General features: G+C 58.2%; 16 protein-coding genes and 1 tRNA gene. 6 read left to right on the forward strand and 11 right to left on the reverse strand.

Going from position 1 to position 16,762, the window contains the following annotated elements:
- Positions 1 to 458 precede the first annotated feature (458 nt).
- Entirely contained in the window at positions 459 to 1,646 is a 1,188-nt protein-coding gene (locus BLR69_RS06740) for a GAF domain-containing sensor histidine kinase (protein ID WP_071495501.1), read from the forward strand.
- A 197-nt stretch (positions 1,647 to 1,843) separates the two neighbouring features.
- On the forward strand, positions 1,844 to 2,149 hold the full coding sequence (locus BLR69_RS06745; RefSeq protein WP_071495500.1) for a hypothetical protein: 306 nt from the start codon (positions 1,844 to 1,846) through the stop codon (positions 2,147 to 2,149).
- A 346-nt stretch (positions 2,150 to 2,495) separates the two neighbouring features.
- Here the strand turns inward: BLR69_RS06745 and BLR69_RS06755 are convergent, their stop codons facing one another.
- Positions 2,496 to 3,326 (reverse strand): alpha/beta fold hydrolase, encoded by an 831-nt coding sequence (locus BLR69_RS06755; RefSeq protein ID WP_071495499.1) that lies wholly within the window; start codon positions 3,324 to 3,326, stop codon positions 2,496 to 2,498.
- A 227-nt stretch (positions 3,327 to 3,553) separates the two neighbouring features.
- On the opposite strand from BLR69_RS06755, the gene BLR69_RS06760 reads away from it, so the two are divergent.
- Positions 3,554 to 4,033, forward strand: coding sequence for a MerR family transcriptional regulator (locus BLR69_RS06760; protein WP_071495498.1), 480 nt, complete (start codon positions 3,554 to 3,556; stop codon positions 4,031 to 4,033).
- Between the two features lie 15 nt (positions 4,034 to 4,048).
- Here the strand turns inward: BLR69_RS06760 and BLR69_RS06765 are convergent, their stop codons facing one another.
- Complete coding sequence (locus tag BLR69_RS06765; protein WP_071495497.1) at positions 4,049 to 4,975, reverse strand: acetoacetate decarboxylase (ADC); 927 nt, start codon at positions 4,973 to 4,975, stop codon at positions 4,049 to 4,051.
- Positions 4,976 to 5,090: 115 nt separating this feature from the next.
- Positions 5,091 to 5,894 (reverse strand): type 1 glutamine amidotransferase domain-containing protein, encoded by an 804-nt coding sequence (locus BLR69_RS06770; RefSeq protein WP_071495496.1) that lies wholly within the window; start codon positions 5,892 to 5,894, stop codon positions 5,091 to 5,093.
- A gap of 194 nt (positions 5,895 to 6,088) precedes the next feature.
- Between BLR69_RS06770 and BLR69_RS06775 the strand changes: the two genes are divergently transcribed.
- Together BLR69_RS06775 and BLR69_RS06780 are read left to right on the forward strand one after the other, a co-directional pair.
- Positions 6,089 to 7,168 (forward strand): saccharopine dehydrogenase family protein, encoded by a 1,080-nt coding sequence (locus BLR69_RS06775; RefSeq protein WP_071495495.1) that lies wholly within the window; start codon positions 6,089 to 6,091, stop codon positions 7,166 to 7,168.
- 74 nt (positions 7,169 to 7,242) lie between these two features.
- Positions 7,243 to 8,475, forward strand: a complete 1,233-nt coding sequence (locus BLR69_RS06780; RefSeq protein ID WP_071495494.1) for an NADH:flavin oxidoreductase/NADH oxidase family protein — start codon at positions 7,243 to 7,245, stop codon at positions 8,473 to 8,475.
- A 303-nt stretch (positions 8,476 to 8,778) separates the two neighbouring features.
- Here the strand turns inward: BLR69_RS06780 and BLR69_RS06785 are convergent.
- Positions 8,779 to 8,852: transfer RNA gene (locus BLR69_RS06785), tRNA-Cys, on the reverse strand.
- Positions 8,853 to 9,064: 212 nt separating this feature from the next.
- Positions 9,065 to 11,350 (reverse strand): bifunctional acylase PvdQ, encoded by a 2,286-nt coding sequence (pvdQ, locus tag BLR69_RS06790; protein WP_071495493.1) that lies wholly within the window; start codon positions 11,348 to 11,350, stop codon positions 9,065 to 9,067.
- 237 nt (positions 11,351 to 11,587) lie between these two features.
- Between pvdQ and BLR69_RS06795 the strand changes: the two genes are divergently transcribed.
- A complete protein-coding gene (locus tag BLR69_RS06795; RefSeq protein WP_058426710.1) occupies positions 11,588 to 11,968 on the forward strand; it encodes a hypothetical protein in 381 nt (126 codons plus the stop codon).
- 6 nt (positions 11,969 to 11,974) lie between these two features.
- On the opposite strand, the gene BLR69_RS06800 is transcribed toward BLR69_RS06795, so the two are convergent.
- The 6 genes from BLR69_RS06800 to BLR69_RS06825 all read right to left on the reverse strand — a co-directional run bounded on the left by BLR69_RS06800 (position 11,975) and on the right by BLR69_RS06825 (position 16,687).
- Positions 11,975 to 12,163 carry a hypothetical protein gene (locus tag BLR69_RS06800; RefSeq protein WP_010210250.1) on the reverse strand — a complete coding sequence of 63 codons (189 nt, stop codon included), beginning with the start codon at positions 12,161 to 12,163 and terminating at the stop codon, positions 11,975 to 11,977.
- A gap of 122 nt (positions 12,164 to 12,285) precedes the next feature.
- Positions 12,286 to 13,032: an ABC transporter permease gene (locus tag BLR69_RS06805; RefSeq protein ID WP_172832149.1), complete on the reverse strand. Its 747-nt coding sequence runs from the start codon at positions 13,030 to 13,032 to the stop codon at positions 12,286 to 12,288.
- Between the two features lie 11 nt (positions 13,033 to 13,043).
- Positions 13,044 to 14,243, reverse strand: coding sequence for an ABC transporter substrate-binding protein (locus BLR69_RS06810; RefSeq protein ID WP_071495491.1), 1,200 nt, complete (start codon positions 14,241 to 14,243; stop codon positions 13,044 to 13,046).
- Positions 14,230 to 15,033, reverse strand: coding sequence for an ABC transporter ATP-binding protein (locus BLR69_RS06815; RefSeq protein ID WP_071495490.1), 804 nt, complete (start codon positions 15,031 to 15,033; stop codon positions 14,230 to 14,232). Before BLR69_RS06815 ends, BLR69_RS06810 begins: the two co-directional genes overlap by 14 nt.
- Positions 15,030 to 16,091 (reverse strand): acyl-CoA dehydrogenase family protein, encoded by a 1,062-nt coding sequence (locus tag BLR69_RS06820; RefSeq protein ID WP_071495489.1) that lies wholly within the window; start codon positions 16,089 to 16,091, stop codon positions 15,030 to 15,032. The genes BLR69_RS06815 and BLR69_RS06820 overlap by 4 nt, the downstream gene beginning before the upstream one ends.
- Positions 16,092 to 16,126: 35 nt before the next feature.
- A complete protein-coding gene (locus BLR69_RS06825) occupies positions 16,127 to 16,687 on the reverse strand; it encodes a carboxymuconolactone decarboxylase family protein (protein WP_058426716.1) in 561 nt (186 codons plus the stop codon).
- Positions 16,688 to 16,762 lie beyond the last annotated feature (75 nt).

Raw genomic sequence — 16,762 nt, forward strand, 5'->3', positions numbered from 1 at the left:
CGAATAACAACTACCTACAGCCCGCGAGTCGTGAGCCAAATCGTATGGCCGCGTTCGGCCGATTCTGTTGAAAAAGTCGGTTTTCTCACACTGCCAGAAAACTGATCGGTGAAAGCGCCTCTTTTACGCACTGCTACGTGAAATCTGAGTCTGAATGCCTTTGCGGCGATTCAAGATTTCAATCTTATGCGCGTACTTTTCTGCCGTGAAAACCACATCCGACTTTTTCAACAGAATCGGCCAAAAGCTGCCACTGGCAATGGGTAGAAAACAGCAAAATACAGTCGTTGGAGGACGGTCAACACGGAGTCGATGTCTATTTCATCGACCGCCAGAGGCGGCCGTTATGAAACTCGCTGGTTTTGACCCGAGTGACGTGAAGCTTGATGAAACAGCTTATTGGAAACCTTAAAGAATTAGGAATAATCTCTGAACGCACTCATTTGAACCGCAGATCTATGACCAACCCAGAGTTCTCTCAAGACATTAATGCTATCCACCGCATCGAAGCTGTGCCGCTGATATTGAGCATGGTCAAGCAAGTCACTGGAATGCGCTTCGCTGCTATCGCCAGGGTGACTGATAGAAACTGGGTGGCGTGCGCAGTAGATGACTCCATCGAGTTCGGCTTGAAACCCGGCGACGAGCTGGTGCTTGAGTCAACGATCTGCCATGAAATACGTCAGCACAGAAAACCGGTCATTTTCGACCACGCCAGTGAACATCCCGTTTTTTCCCTGCATCACACGCCCAGAACCTATGGATTGGAAAGCTATATTTCTATTCCGATCATAAAGGCCAACGGCGAGTTTTTCGGGACACTGTGTGCCATCGACTCTGCGCCTGCTCATCTCGATGAACCGGCCATTGCCAACACGCTTACGCTTTTCGCCCAATTGATAGCGTTGAGCCTCGATGCCCAGAATAGTCTCGAGATTACCCAAGCGGAGTTAGCAAATGCCCAAGAGCACGGAAGGTTGCGCGAGCAATTCGTCGCCGTACTCGGGCATGATCTGCGCACGCCTTTGAGCGCCATTCGCATGAGCGCCGATCTGCTGGAAACCAAAACAACAGACAAAAGATCGCTTAACTTAATATCAGCTATTCGTACTAGCTCCACACGCATGGGCAACCTGATCGAGAACGTGCTGGATTTTGCCCGGGGTCGAATGGGCGGCGGAATTCCAATCAAACGCCAGCTTGTCGATGATCTGGGCAACACCCTACGTTTGACTCTGAATGAAGTTCAGATCTCGCATCCTCGAGCTACAATTACTGAGTTGGTAGACATACCGACAGGTGTCTATTGTGACCCTCTGCGTATCAGCCAGTTGCTTTCTAACTTGCTGGGAAACGCAGTCACCCACGGCTCATTAGCGTCGCCTATCACTGTTAAGGCGGACACTGAAATGGACGAAATTGTTATATCTGTGACCAACCAAGGCCCCCCGATAGCACCGCACTTGTCGCCCTTGTTGTTTGAACCTTTCACCCGATCAGAGGCTGGACAACGTGGTGAAGGCTTGGGCTTGGGACTCTATATTGCCTCTCAAATTATCACTGCGCACGGGGGCAACCTCAGCGTGGTGTCCACACTCGAATCGGGAACTTGTTTCGTAGCGAGATTTCCCGCTCGGCTCAAATGAGCCTAATCGACGATCTTCATCCCTCAGCTCATTGTTGAAGACGGCTAAGTCTTGATTCGGTTGCTCGCTGAGGTTTGATGGTGCCCGGCTGCGACCGGCAGCAATGGGTCGAAAGCTGTCCGTCATGGAGTCAGCGCTGCGACTCTTCGGCAAATGGTGGTACAAACTGAGCATATGACGACTTGGATAGAGGTGATATGAGTCAGCTGAGTCCCGATCTGCGTGAAGATCTCCTCGAAGTGCTGGATGAGGTCTCTAAACTGATGTCCGCTGAATATGCGAAGCTTGGCCCCTTGCCTGATGATCATCCACTGGCACAATCAGGTCTTGAGAATGGGGCAGAAATCGTTCTGGACTACATCGCGCACGGCGAAGCGGGTGTCGCACTCGATCATCTGTTCTACATGATCAAGGAGCCCCCTCTCGCTATCTCAGCCAGATCTGCCGATAAGCTGGCTCGGCTTGCCAAAGTGTTCGAAATACCCTTGAGCTGGAGGGCATGAGGTCAGATCGGAGAGTAGAACAGGACGCGCCATCGTCTGAGCGGAAGACGGCTATCGGCCGATTGTGTTGAAAAAGTCGCTCCGCTCAAACTGCCCGGATATTGACCGGGAAAAATGCAACTTTTGCACGTTGCTACGTGAAATCTGAGCCCGGAAGCCTCAGCCAAAAGTAAGGATTTCAATCTCAGGCGCGTACTTTTCTGCCGTGGAAACCAAGGTCGACTTTTTCAACAGAATCGGCCAATAGCGGACAATCAGTTAACGCATTCTTATGCACTTTGCGAAATTCAAAATCTGATCTTGGAGTCGCAAGGGGAAAAAGGGCGGGATTAACTCGCCCCATTTTTTAGTTCCGCACGAATGCCAGCAGATCTGCGTTAATCGTCTCGGCGTTGGTTGTCGGCATTCCATGAGGGAAGCCCGGGTAGATTTTCAACGTACTGTTTTGCAGAAGTTTGGCCGACAAAACCCCTGCATTTTCATAAGGCACGATCTGGTCATCATCACCATGCATTACCAGGACGGGGATCTTGATGCTCTTCAAGTCTTCGGTGAAGTCGGTCTGAGAAAACGCCACTATCCCGTCATAGTGTGCCTGTGCACATCCCATCATGCCTTGTCGCCACCAGTTCAAGACAATGCCCTCGGAGGTCTTTGCACCCGGGCGGTTATAGCCATAGAAAGGCCCTGCAGGAACGTCGTGATAAAACTGTGCCCGGTTGGCTTTCAGTTGTGCCTGCAAGTCGTCGAACACTGACTTCGGCAGGCCGCCAGGATTGGTCGGTGTCTGGACCATCAGCGGTGGCACGGCACTGATGATGGCTGCTTTCGAGACTCGGTCTTCGCCATGGCGAGCGATATAGTGAACGACTTCACCGCCGCCGGTGGAGTGCCCGACGTGAACTGCGCCTTGTACACCCAGGTGATCAACTACGGCCGCGACGTCGTCGGCGTAGTGGTCCATGTCGTGTCCATCCCAGACCTGGCTGGATCGCCCGTGACCGCGCCGATCGTGTGCTACAACCCGGTAGCCGGCCCCCAGGAAAAAGAGCATTTGCGCGTCCCAATCATCCGCGCTCAGTGGCCATCCGTGGTGAAAAAAGATGACCTGGGCATCGCGTGGCCCCCAGTCTTTGTAGAAGATTTCAACACCATCTCTTGTAGTGACATACCCCATGTTCGTATCTCCTGAATGAAGTGGAGGCCTTCATCGAATCGCGTTCCGATCATGGCCTTGAGTTAACAGCATGCAGCCCTTCCGGTAGGCAGTTCAGAGTGCGTTGCTGGATTAGCCTGCGCTTACTCGCGAACGCCATGACGACCAAGTCACACGTTGCGCTTGGCCGCCCGAGGACTTTAGGTTTAAAGTCAACTTTAAGGTCAATAGATTTTTCAGGGTGAGGTATGAGAATAGGCGAACTGGCGAAAATCAGCGGACTGGCACCGTCACGCATCCGTTTCTATGAGGCCAGTGGCTTGATCAGCTCCGTTGAGCGCAAGGCCAATGGCTACCGGGACTACGCGCCCGATACCGAATGGGTACTGGAACTCATCACCGGCGCACAAGCGGCAGGTTTCTCATTGGAGGAGATTCGGCAACTGATGCCGATGAACGCCAGTGGCTGGCGGCACGACGAGTTGCTCACTGGACTCAAGCAAAAGGTGGAAGAAATCAGCGTTTTGCAGGAGCGGCTAGCGCAAAACAAAGCTCAACTTCTGCTCGTCATCAAGGGCATCGAAGATAAACCCGAGGGCATGGCGTGTGGGGATAATGCTCAAATGCTGATAAATCGTCTGCGTGAAGAGGGGGTTGGCAAAGCTTCAGATAGGCCCGCGGTAACGTCTTCTACAAAAAAACACACCCGTCAGGCTTCCGGAGCCTGACAGGCGCAAAAGGTCTCAGCGCTCGCCAATCAGGCTGGCGAGTGGCTTGGGCGCATAAAGCGCACTCTGGAACTCTGGCACGTATTCGTACTTCATCATTTTCCCCAGCTTCAGGGCACGGAGGTAATTCGACAGACTGCCGTCGCCCAGCGTGAGGGTGGCCGAATCAGCGTCGCGGCTGGAGCCGTGACTGAGCTGGCGGGAAACCGCATACCCGTATGCCAGTTGGCCCTGATGATCGAGATTGGTGAAGCTGCTGGTGACGATATCGACATCGCGAGAGAGGTTGTCGAGTTTCTTCGCTTTGAAGGACACGTCGACTTTTCCGGTCTGGCTGTCGGTGATGTTATAGACCACAGATTGGGCATCTTCTTTGCGGTCAATACCGGTCAGCCATTTAGGCAGGTTGTAACCTACGACACCGCGCACCCGTGCAAGCTCGGTATTCACCGGCAGCTTGAGCACATAGCCCCAGAAGTCGCCAGACATCGACTGGCCAATCAGTGTGAACGGACCCAGATTGGCTTTGCCTGGCTTGTTGGTGATGATCGACACGGCCACTTCGTTATAGGCGTCGTTATCACAATGTTCATAGGTGTACGCGGTAAACGCAATCAGACCGCGGCCTGGCCAGACCTGCAGGGGGTGTACGGTTGCCAATACTTCTGGCGGCATCAATGCCCGAAGTGCGTCCAAGTCGGCCGTGTAGACAGCCGTTACCCGACTGTTCTGGTAGTAAAAGTTCGGGGAGTATGACTCGAAGCCAATGTCGACCTTGTGCTTTTCCAGTCCCTTGAACCAGCTCAAATCAACACCTGGCAGTTCTGCTGCAATTACCGACAAGGGCGGGTTCGAGCGATAACGGTCATACAGGCCGCCCTTGACGACTGGCACTGTATGGCCTGCGATATCGATTGTGTTGGTTTCATTCGGGCTGAGCATTTCAGGCGTCCCCGCCAACGCATGGTTGGCAATTGAGCTGAACAGCAGTCCTGTTGCTACGGCGCTTGCAAGTTTCAATCGGTCTTTCTCCGGGTGGTGGGAACTACTTGAGGGTTCAGCGAGCTACGTTGTCGCCTGAGAGCACCGCCATCACGGCTTCAGCTACGGCTTTGGGCGATTGAGGGTTTTGGCCGGTGACAAGCCTTCCATCAGTGATGGCGAATGACGTGAATGGCAGCCAGCCCTTGCGGTACCGCGCACCTTGGCTCACCAACTTGTCCTCAAGGAAGAAGGGCACCTGGCTTTTCATGCCGGAGAACAGCTCTTCGCGATCAGAGAAGCCGGTGATGTTCTTCCCTTTGATGATCAACTGGCCTTGTTCATCCTTCAGATCCAACAGACCCGCAACGCCATGGCAGACGGCCGAGACGATGCCACCCTGGTTGTAGATAGTTTCGGCGACACGCCGCAGGGCGGGATTATTGGGGAAGTCCCACATCACCCCATGGCCCCCGGTGAAGTAGATGACGCTGAACTGGGACGGATCGACATCGGCGATCGGCAGTGTGTTTTGCAGGCGAGCGCGAAAGGCAGGGGACTGCAAATGCTCTCGGGCGGCCTTGTCCATGTACAGCCAACCGAGGCTGCGCTCATCTAGAGGCACCGCACCGCCTTTGGGACTGGCAAAAACTGTGCTGTAGCCAGCTGCCTCCACTACGTCGGTGAAATGCGTCAGCTCAGTCAGCCACAACCCCGTCGTATCGGTTCGTGAGGGATAGCTGGAGTGGTTGGTCAGAATCACCAGAATTTGGCGATTTTTGGCAGTCATTGTGGAAGGGGCGGTGTCAGCATTTGCAAATGTCATGAAAGCGCTACCTATCAGTACCAACGCATAAGAAACAAAGGTCTTGAGCATCATCCGGGTTCCATCAATCAAGCAGGTCGGCGCATGCTCACCTTAAACCTCGCTTTAAGGTCAACCCCGCCGCTGCAAATAATTTCCACTGGTAGCTGCTCACTTCAACTTGACCCTCAACCTGACTTTAACGCTAGCGTCTGATGCTGAATGAGCAAGGCAATAACGCTCGTCACTAATCCACTCGGGAGCCATGCATGAGTCAGCAAGACAACCTTGATACGCAGATGAAATGGATGATTTATGGAGCCAACGGCTACACCGGCGAGTTGATCGCTCGTGATGCTGTAAAACGTGGGCTTAAACCTGTGCTGGCGGGACGTAGCCGAGACAAAGTTGAAGCCCTGGCTCGGGAGTTGGGTCTTGAAGCTCGGGTGTTTGGACTCGAAGACGAAGTACGTTTACTTGCTCAGATCAAAGGCCATGGCTTGGTTCTGCATTGTGCAGGGCCGTTCTCAGCGACCGCCGTTCCGATGATGGAAGCATGCCTGCGTGCCAATGCACATTATTTGGATATCACCGGCGAGATTGCCGTATTCGAGCACGCTCAATCCCTGAATGAACGTGCGCGGGCGGCGGGCGTGGTCATTTGCCCAGGCGTCGGTTTCGATGTGGTCCCTACGGACTGTGTTGCCGCTGCATTGAAAAATGCGATGCCGGATGCCACGCATCTGGCATTGGGTTTTGATTCGCGCTCAAGTTTTTCGCCCGGCACTGCTAAGACTTCAATTGAGGGTATGGCGCAGGGTGGCAAGGTTCGCCGTGACGGCAAAATCACCTCGGTGCCGCTGGCCTACCGGGTGCGTCGCATCGACTTTGGTGCCGGAGAAAAGCTGGCAATGACTATTCCATGGGGCGACGTTTCCACTGCTTGGCACACCACCGGCATTGCCAACATCGAAGTTTTCATCCCTGGTTCCGCAGGCATGATCCGCGGCGCCCGGTTTGCTAATTGGATTCGTCCGTTGCTGGGTTTGTCGTTCGTGCAGCGGTTGCTCAAAGCACGAATTGGAAAAACCGTGGTCGGCCCAGATCAGGAAAAACGCGCAGATCAAGGCACCTATGTTTGGGGCGAGGCTCGCAACGCCCGTGGTGAGTGCAGAACCGCGCGCCTGCATACCGCGAACGTCTACAGCCTGACGATCGACGCTGCATTGGCGGTGGTTGATTACCTGTTGCAAATGCGTCCGACTGGCGGGGCTTACACACCCGCACTGTTGTTAGGTGCTGAGCTGGTGACGCAATTGCCAGGATCTGGCGCGATGAACATCGACTGATTCGGAAAAAAGATGTTGACCTTAAAGTTGACTTCAATCTTAAGGTAGCCTCATATCCAGTTGAGGACTGCTCCATGAATGTGTTCGACACCCTGATGCTTCCAAACGGTTCGTCTATCAAGAACCGAATCGCCAAAGCCGCCATGGAAGAGAACATGGCGGACGCCGATCAGGCGCCCTCCGAAGAACTGATGCGTCTCTACCAAGCGTGGGCCGATGGTGGTGCAGGCCTGATCATCACCGGCAACGTGATGGTCGACGGCCGCGCCATGACCGGACCGGGTGGCGTAGTTTTGCAGGACGATCAGCAACTGGCCAAGTTCAAGCGTTGGGCACGGATTGGTCGATCCGGCGGTGCGCAGTTCTGGTTGCAGATCAACCACCCAGGGCGGCAGATGCAGTCCAATCTTGGGCAAAAAACATGGGCACCATCGGCCGTGCCGCTGGATTTGGGCAAACTGTCCAAGCGTTTCGCCACGCCTCACGCGATGACCTCCGGCGTGATTAAGGAGGTTATCCAACGCTTTGCGAACACCGCGCGCCTCGGCGAACAAGCCGGATTCACCGGCGTGGAAATCCACGCTGCCCATGGCTATTTGTTGAGCCAGTTCCTTTCGCCGTTGACCAACCAAAGGACGGACGAATGGGGCGGTTCCCTAGAAAATCGGGCGCGCCTGTTACTCGAAATCGTCAAGGCGGTCAGGGCTGTGGTTTCTGCGGATTTCGCAGTGGCGGTCAAGCTCAACTCCGCCGATTTCCAGCGGGGAGGGTTTACCGCCGATGATGCGAAGAAGGTCGTTGAGCTGCTCAATGGCCTTGGTGTGGATTTGGTGGAATTATCCGGAGGCAGTTATGAAGCGCCCGCTATGCAGGGGGAGGCGCGCGATGGTCGCACGCTGGCTCGCGAAGCCTACTTCGTCGAGTTCGCCCGTGATATCCAAACAGTTGCCAGAATGCCGGTGATGGTCACCGGTGGTATACGTCGCCGCGCGGTGGCGGAAAACGTCGTGCAGAGCGGCGTTAATATGGTTGGGATCGGAACAGCGTTAGCCATCGATCCCAACTTGCCTCGGGACTGGCTGCTGGGCAAAGACAATGCTCCGCAATTGCCGCCGATTACCTGGAAAAATAAAGCCATCGCATCCTTGGCGAACATGGCAGTAGTGAAGTTTCAGTTACGCAAGCTGAGTCGCGCGAAAAAGCCCGATCCGAACGTTTCACCGCTGCGTGCGCTTATTCTGCAACAGCTCGGTATGGCATTTCGCACTCGTCAATATCGACGGTGGGTGGAAAACCGTTTGATGTGAGCCGATACGTTTTTTATTTGAAGAGCTAAGTTTTGTCGTATCGGTCATTACTAACAGGAGCGTCCGCTATTGGCCGACTGCCGCCCTTCGCAAAGGGCAGCTTTGGGCCGTGAGTGGACGTTTAGGCTCCTTGTTCTCGAGCACAATCCCACGCTCAATCAAGGAGAGCCATACCGATAACGGCCTCTTGAGTTTCCCAAAAAAGGTAGAGTTGCGGAAGCGATCCGAAAAGTTGCGGAAGCGATGATCAAATCGCAGGCAATAAAAAACCCCGTAGACGTTAATCTACGGGGCTTCTAAGAGTGGAGGCCGAGGTCGGAATCGAACCGGCGTAGGCGGATTTGCAATCCGCTGCATAACCATTTTGCTACTCGGCCTCAAACGATCAATGCCCTGACTGCTGACACTCACCGCATAAAAACTTGAGTGGGCTGTATAACCCTGCCTCTACTCTAACTCATTGAATACATTGAAGTTTTTAATGCTTCGTTGCGTTCGATGGGCGCCATTATGTACGTATTTGCCTAGGCGTGCAACCCCTTGATTTCAAAAATATTTCGTATTGGCATCAAGGGGTTGCGGGCCAGCCCTACTCCTTGATGCGCAGCTGTTGGTACTTCGGGTCGGCCTGGATTTGGGCTTCGGTGAAGGGCAGCGGGCGCAGTTGTTTCTGGGAGAAGGCTTGGGTCTGGTCCTTGGCGTGTGGTGAAGCCGGGTTGGTCGACTCGGAGAACGCGAGGATGCCCTGGGCATGGGGGCCCTGGTCGTCGAAGGTGACGATTTGCAGGTAGCTGGTGCCGCTGACCACTTCGCGCTTGCCGTCGGCGCGGGGCACGGTTTGCATGGCGTTGTAGATGCCGAGTTCCTGGGGGCCACCGTGGATCGGGGTTTGCCCGGAGACTTGGATGTCGCCCCAGGTGCTGTTGGCGGTCAGGCCGCGTTTGGCGACGTTGGCAGTGGAAGCCCGCATGGCTTCGCGCAGGGCTTTGGCGACGTCGGCGCGGTCGATGGCCAGGCCACGTGGCGTGGTGAGGGGTTGGGCCGGGTCGAAGGCCACGCGCCAGGCGTCGGGGATCTGCTGCAGGTGCTGCACCAGATTGATGAAGTGCACCAGGCCAAGGCCGCTGTCGAGGTTGGCGCGCTGGTCCCAGGTTTTCAGGCTGGTGCACAGGGGTTGCAAGGCAGTGGCGTCGGTGCCGAGGTGTTTGGCGCAGAACGCGAGCAGGTCGGGCATGACTTGGCCGGCCAGGTACACCTCGTTGTCCATCACCATGTTGTGCAGGTCGCTGACGCTGATCGGTTTAGCCAGCGATTGCAGACGTTGCAAGGCGAAACGCGCACGCGGGCCGAGGCCGATGTGGTCCTGGCTGATCACCGGGGAGAACCCGGTGAGCGGCGCCTGGGGGTTGGCCAGCCATGCCGAGTCGTTGGAGTGCTGCACGTAGTCGGTGCGTTGCAGTTGCGGCAGTTGCTCGGCCGGGAAGATACCGGCCTGGGCGGCGCGCGGGTCAACGTCCCAGGCACAGGCGCTATGGGCGCCGTCGAGCATGATCATCTGCAGGCCGGCGCGTGGGTCGCTGCACTGCGCCAGTTTGGCCGCACTGACGTTGGGCACCACCGACAGGTTCATGTACAGGCTCTGGCCCTGGTCGTCGGCGGCCAGGGTGTTGACCCACGGGATGCCTTGCAAGGTGTGTACCGAGGTTTTCAGTTGGTCGAGGCTGCCGGCACGGTTCATCGCGTACCACTGTTGCAGCACGCGGTCGTTGCCCAGGTTGGCGTCGCGCAGGCTGAAGGCGTAGTGGCTGTCCCAATCGAGCTTGCCCGGCCACTGCACCACCGGGCCGAATTGCGAGCTATAGACCGTGTGCGATTGGTCCTTGAGGCTGCCGTCGGCTTGTTTGACCTGCACGGTCACCGTGGTTTTATCCAGGGCGACCGATTTTCCGTCGAGCAGGTAGCGCGTGGAGTCCTTGGGGTCGAGGGTCAGGCGGTACAGGGTGAAGTGCTTGGACGTGTCCACGGTGTGGGTCCAGGCCACATGCTGGTTAAAACCGATATTGATCACCGGCAGGCCCGGCAGCGCAGCGCCCATCACATCCAACTGGCCGGGGATGGTCAGGTGCATCTCGTAAAACCGCATGCCGCCCACCCATGGGAAGTGCGGGTTGGCCAGCAACATGCCGCGCCCGTTGAACGAGCGGTCACGGCCTACTGCCACGGCGTTACTGCCGCGATCGAAAGCGAAGCGCTGTTGGTTCGCGGCAGCCATTTCAAAGGCCTTGGCGGTGGTCGCAACGTTGGCGGTTGCGCGAGGCGGCGTCGCCCCCACCAGCGCTTCGGCGAATTGGCCGACACCGCCTTCGACCAGTAGCCTGCGGGTCAGCTTGACCAGGTCTTCCGCCACCAGTGGCCGTACCCACGCTGCCTGACACTGGGCAGGCGCGCCCTGCTCTTTCAGATAACGGTTGTAGCCGGCCACATAACCTTCGATACGCTGCTGGATCTGCGGGCTCTGGGCCTTCCAGAACGCAGCGACCGCGTCCGGCGTATTGAGCCAGCCAAAGAACAGGTCGCTGGCCAGGTTGTTGCGCTCTTCCAGGGTCGCCTGCTCGGGGCCGAAAAAGCGGGCGCGCTGGCCATTTACGGTGACCACTTCATTGGCCAGCAGGCACAGGTTGTCCTGGGCGTAGGCGTAGCCAATGCCGAAGCCCAGGCCACGCTCATCGTTGGCGCGGATATGCGGCACGCCATAACTGGTGCGGCGGATGTCCGCTGATGCTTGCGTCACCGGCTCCCGCGCGCAGGCGCCCAGGCTCAACCCCAGCAACACCCCGGCCACACATACCCTGGACAACCCATTGGAAATAATCACGCAGACTCCACCGTCAGATTTAACCGCCTCACAAGGGGCAATAACCCCACCGTAAGAACGCAAATCACCGGGAATAATTTAACGCGCGGGGTGGTTTATTTAAGGCGATGGGGATGTCACAAAACCGATACCGACGAAATTTCTACATCCGGCACTTCATGATTTCGCTCGCTCGTTCGTCTTATCCACTAAGAGCGCTCATTTTTTCCTGATCAGGCTCTGATAAGGAGTTTTTGCATGTACAACCCGCAAGTGCCCACGGATGGACATTCACCAGCGGCCGAGGCCAGTTTCGGCAGCGGCCCGCAAGCGTTCGGCAAAACGCCCGAACAGCAAGGCAACCAGCGTATCCGCCATCTGCTCAAGTGTTTTGGCTTGCGCACCAGTCTGATCCGGCTGAAGGTCATCGACGCCCTGCTCACCGCCGCCGACAACCAGCGCACCCTAGGCGTGCGCGGCGTGCACAGCCATTTGCTGGAGCTGGGCATTCCGTTGTCGTTTCTCAGCGTGCGCGAGGTGCTCAAGCGCCTGTGCAGCGAGGGTGTGATCACCCTCAATGCGGACAAAAGCTACAGCCTCCATGAAGAGGCTGCCAAGGTACTCGAAGGCCGCGCCTGATCGCCTTTAGAGCTTGACCTTGCGGCGCATGATGCCGTTGATCACCACCACGACCACTGCGACGGCAATGGCGATGGTCTGGAATGTCTTCTCACTGATGACCCCGGTGTTCTGCAAATAGGACAGGCCAAACATCGTCGCCAATACGGCCAGGGCAATCAGAATCGAATATTTCAAACGCTGCTTTTGGGTCATGACGGGTTCCTGAACCTGAAAAATGTCGCCACTGTGAATCGCCGGAACTGCCTTACGCACGATGTCGAGCAGTTCCGACAGGCGCTCATGTTACAGGCGCGGGAATATTTTGGCTCGGTCAATCAGCCTGCATGCACCCAGCGCTGGTGCAGCCACCGCGCCAATGCATCCAGTGCAAACCCCAGCAAACCGATCAGCACCACCATCGCCATCAGCTCCGAATAAGCCAGCCGATCACGGGTATCGAGGATGTAATACCCAAGCCCCGCGCTGACCCCCAGCATCTCGCACGGCACCAGCACGATCCACAAAATGCCGATGGCCAGGCGTACACCCGTCAGCACATGCCCCACCACGCCGGGAATGATCACGCGGCGCAAGGTCTCCCAGCGGGTCGCACTCAAACTCGCACTCAATTGCAACCAGCGTGGGTCGAGCTGACGCACACCGGCAGCGGTATTGAGCATGATCGGCCACACGGCGGCAAAGGCCAGCAGGAAATAGATCGGCTGGTCGCCTACCCCCATCAGCATCACCACGATGGGCATCCACGACAGCGGCGAGATCATGCGCAGGAACTGAAACGCCGGCGTGGTCGCCGCCTCCAGGTTGCGCGAACTGCCCACCAGCAGCCCCAACGGTACGCCCACCAGCAAGGCCAGGAACAACCCGACGAAGATGCGCTTGAGGCTCACAGCAATGTGTAGATACAACTCCCCGCGCCCGAGCAATTCCCACAGGCTGGCGGCCGTGGCAGCCAGGGAAAAGCGTGCCGACAAGCCGTCCGCCGCGCCAAACACTTTCACCCCCAGCCACCAAAGCAACAGCAACCCCGCCAAGCCACTCAACCCGAGCAACCAGCCCGGGATTTCACGTGTGTTCAAACGCCGATCTCCTCATGCCGCTCAAAGCCATCAGGCAAACCAAAGGTCTTCATGCCGCCCACGGACTCAATGGCGTTGCGCACGAAGCGGTCGTCCACCAGGTCCTTGGCGACAAATGCCGGGTCCAGGTCGGCGAGGAATTTCTTGTCGCCCTCGATAAGCGTGTCCTTCAGGCGGCGTACCAGTTCCTCGGTGTAACTGGGGAATGGGTAGGGTTGGAAATCGATACGGTGTTCATCCCAATTGGCGTGCCGGATCGCGCCGTCCGCCAGGTAGGCCGCGCGGTCGGCGGCGGCCGGTGCCAGCACCTTGCTCAACACCGGCTCGGCGTGTGGGGTGTAGCGGTTCGGGCCGTCCTTGGACAGCAGCTTCACCGCCGCTTCGCGGTTGTCGCGGGTCCACACCTGCGCCTTGACGATGGCATTCACCACCTTCTGCGACCACTCCGGGCGGTTGGTCAGGTCGTGCTCGTGCATGAACACCACGCAGCACGCATGGTTGCGCCACACGTCGCCGGTGAAGCGCTGCACGCGACCGACCTTGAGGTTTTCCGCCAGGGCGTTGAACGGCTCGGCGACGATGTAGCCATCGATACGCTGGCTGGCCAGGGCCGGTGGCATGTCTGAAGGCGGCAACACGATCAGGTTGACCTCATTGGCCGCAATCGCACTGCCCGCCGCCCGCGCCACCGGCGTGAGGCCGTTGTCACGGAACAGCTGCTGCACCACCACGTTATGGATCGAATACCAGAACGGAATCGCCACCGACTTGCCGCCCAGTTGCTTCACGTCAGTGATGCCCGGCGCCACGGTCAAGCCCGAGCCGCCCACATGGTTCCACGCCACCACTTTGGCCGGCACCTTGCTGCCATAACGTGCCCATACGGTCATCGGTGACAGCAGGTGAATCACGTTGACCTGGCCCGAGATGAACGCCTCGATCACCTGCGCCCAACTGCGCAGCAGCACCGGACGCTCGGCCTTGATGCCTTCGGCTTCGAACAGGCCATTGTTATGCGCCACCAGCAACGGCGTGGCGTCGGTGATCGGCAGGTAACCGATGCGCACCGGAGCGTCCGGCTCGCTGGCGGCGCGGGCCTGCAAACTGCTCAGCAGCGGCAAGGCACCGGCGGCACTGAGCACGGCGGAGAGTTTGAGAAAGTCGCGACGCGAGTGGGTCAAGTCATCCAGGCACATGGGCAGGCTCCAGCAGGTCAAGGGGGTTGGGTTGAGGGCGGCTCGCCTGCCGTAGGGTTTTAAGGATATCGATACGCAGCGCGCCGATGACTTCCACCTGTTCTTCGCGTGGTTGCGGCAGGTCGATCAACCACTCGCCCAGGGTCCGCGCCGGGCGGTTGCCCAGTAGCAGAATGCGGTCCGACAACAGCAGCGCTTCGTCAATGTCATGGGTAATCAGCACGGCCGCCGAACCTTGCTCACGGTTGACCTTGAGCAGCAGGTGCTGCATGTCGGCGCGGGTCACCTCGTCGAGGGCGCCGAAGGGCTCATCCAGCAACAGCACTTGGGGCTGGCGCGCCAGGCAACGGGCCAGTGCCGTACGCTGGGCCATGCCGCCGGAGAGCTGCGCCGGGAACTGCTGGCGCGCATGTTCCAGGCCGACGGCGGCGATGGCGTGGCCGACACGCTGGCGGCGTTGTTCAACGCTCAAGTGGGGTTGACGGGCGAAATCCAGGCCGAACGCGACGTTCTTTTCCAGGCTCAGCCAGGGCAACAGGCTGGGGTCCTGGAAGGCCACCGCCACGCGCGGATGAGGCCCGTCCACGGGCTCGCCGAGCACCCGTACACTGCCACCCTGCGGCGCCTGCAAACCGGCGAGCACCCGCAGCAGGCTGGACTTGCCCACCCCGCTGGGGCCAAGGATCGACACCACTTCACCGGGTTGCAGTTGCAGGTCAAAGCCCTGCAACACCGGCCCGCCGGCATACCCCAGGCAAATCCCCCGGGCGTTCAATACGGCGCTTGTCATAGGTTGGCCTGGCGCTGCAACTCGGTACGCAACTGCACCAGGCTCGGGGTCACGATGGGCACGAACGCCGACTCACGCCAGCGCCGCGCAAAACCACTGCCGTGGGCGGTGAGGTAGGCCTTGCCGCCGCTGGCCTGCAACTCCAGCTGCACAGCGCTGGCAGCGGTCTCGGCCAGGGCGATGCGCAGCTTGAACAACGCTGCCGGCTCGGCCGCAAAGCGTCCGTCCAACAGGCCGTTCTTCAGGTCGGTGACCAGGTGATCCAACGTCACGCGCAGCGTTTCCAGTTCTTCGCGCAACACCGTACGGGTCGCGCCCAGATGGTTGGCCACTTCCGCCAGGGAACGCCGGGCCAGGCCGATGGACATGCCGCACTGCAACCCCAGGAACGCCGGGCGCACCGCAGGCAAGAACTTGCGTGCATCTTCATGCAGCAACCAGTCGCGACTCAACTCCACGCCTTCCAGCCCCAGGGCCGCGGTATTGCTGGACTGCAACCCCAGCAACTCCAAGTCGCGTGAGCGCTGCAAGCCGGCCACTGCATCCGGAATCGCCAGGATAAACGGCGCACCACCCCCGGCGTGCTCGATGGCAGCCGCAGCGACAAAACCGCTTTTGCGCAGGTTGGTCACCCAATGCAGCCGACCGTTGAGGGTCCAGCCGTTGTCGGTGGGTTCAGCGCTGATCTGCAAGGCTTCGATACCCGACAAGAACTTCATCGCGTTGGACAGCCCCGTGGCTCCCGCCAACTTGCCGCTGAGCAGGTCCGGCAACAGTCGCTCACGCAGCTGCGCATTCGGGCTTTGCAGCAAATATTCGATAAACGAACGCTGGCCCCAGCACACAAACGCCGCCGCCAGGGAGTGGCTGGCGACATTGGCGATGGCCTCCACCGCACCCGCCACATCCCCACCCAGGCCACCGAGTTGAGCCGGCACGCCGATACGCAATACATTGGCCTCTGCCAGCCGTGGCAGCACTTCCTGTGGATCGCAACTGCCCACGTCCAGGGCCTGCGCTTGAACATCGAGCCAACGGCTCAAGATTGGGTCAAGCATTCATGTTTCTCCTTTTCACAGCGGGTGGGCCATCTTCAGCTTGCGGGTTTTTCCCAGCGGTATTGCGCCAGCTCCGGGTTCAACGGGGTGCGCGCAAACACGTTAGCGAAGTTGCACAGGGTTGCCAGGCTCACGCCCAGAATAACTTCCAGCGCCTGGCCCTGGGTATAACCGGCGGCCAGGAACGCCTCAAAACCGGCATCGCTGACATCGCCACGGGTGGCGATCACTTCGCGGGTAAACGCAGCCAGTGTTTCATAGCGGGCATTCGGCAGTTCGCCGCGTTGGCGCAGGGCGTCGATGACTTCTTCCGGCAATTTGGCTTTGTTGCGTGCCACGGCAGTATGGCCGGCCACACAGAAATCGCAGCCGTGGGTGGTGGCCGCAATCAGTTGCACCACTTCGCGATCAGCCAGGCTGAGTTCGGCCTTGGCGTTCAGCCCGGAGACGGTGATGTAGGTCTCCAGCGCCGCCGGGGCGTTGGCCAGTACCGCCAGTAGATTGGGGATAAAACCCGAGCCTTTCAGCGCGTTTTCCAGGAAGGGCTTGGCCGCTTCCGGCGCGGTTTCAGGGGTGAGCAAGGGTACACGGGACATGGAGGGGTCTCCTGATGGGTTCGTGTATCCAGTCTGTTGGTTATAAAAAATCGTCTCAATAGTCTAAAGTAGCGA

This window comes from Pseudomonas azotoformans (assembly GCF_900103345.1).
In the GTDB taxonomy this organism is placed as follows: domain Bacteria; phylum Pseudomonadota; class Gammaproteobacteria; order Pseudomonadales; family Pseudomonadaceae; genus Aquipseudomonas; species Aquipseudomonas azotoformans.